This is a genomic window from Streptococcus sp. GMD4S (genome assembly GCF_000296955.1).
The window spans coordinates 1-757 of the sequence record NZ_AJRE01000544.1 but is presented as its reverse complement, the minus strand read 5'-3'; the positions used below and the strand labels follow the sequence as shown (position 1 = coordinate 757).

The window sequence follows — 757 nt, the reverse complement described above, 5'->3', positions numbered from 1 at the left end:
TCGAGGCTGTTGGTGAGGACGCTAACCGCGAGGGCTTGCAGGAAACACCTGCTCGTGTAGCCCGTATGTACCAAGAGATTTTTTCAGGCCTTGGCCAAACTGCTGAGGAACACCTGTCAAAATCCTTTGAGATTATTGATGATAATATGGTAGTGGAAAAGGATATTTTTTTCCACACTATGTGTGAACACCACTTCTTGCCTTTTTATGGGAGAGCGCACATTGCCTATATTCCAGATGGTCGGGTGGCAGGCTTGTCTAAGCTAGCCCGTACGGTTGAAATTTATTCTAAAAAACCACAGATTCAAGAACGGTTAAATATTGAAGTGGCCGATGCCTTGATGGACTATCTGGGGGCTAAAGGAGCCTTTGTTGTCATTGAGGCCGAGCATATGTGTATGAGCATGCGTGGTGTCAGAAAACCAGGTACTGCGACTTTGACGACAGTAGCGCGAGGTGTATTTGAAACAGATAAAGACCTCCGAGACCAGGCTTATCGTTTAATGGGACTATAATACTCTTCGAAAATCAAATTCAAACCACGTCAGCTTCCATCTGCAACCTCAAAACGGTGTTTTGAGCAGCCTGCGGCTAGCTTCCTAGTTTGCACTTTGATTTTCATTGAGTATAAAAAGAATCCGCTTCATGCGGATTTTTCTAGAAAGGACAAGTTATGGATCAACTGCAGATTAAAGATTTGGAAATTTTTGCCTATCATGGTCTTTTCCCTAGTGAGAAGGAATTGGGGCAGAAGTTT

General features: G+C 43.9%; 2 protein-coding genes. Both read left to right on the top strand.

The features are described 5' to 3' along the window. The coding region (folE, locus tag GMD4S_RS12445; RefSeq protein WP_000330476.1) for a GTP cyclohydrolase I FolE at nt 1-515 on the top strand (515 nt) is incomplete at its 5' end. A 158-nt stretch (nt 516-673) separates the two neighbouring features. Continuing rightward, nucleotides 674-757: dihydroneopterin aldolase (locus GMD4S_RS13425; RefSeq protein WP_008292138.1), on the top strand; the 84-nt coding region annotated here is incomplete at its 3' end.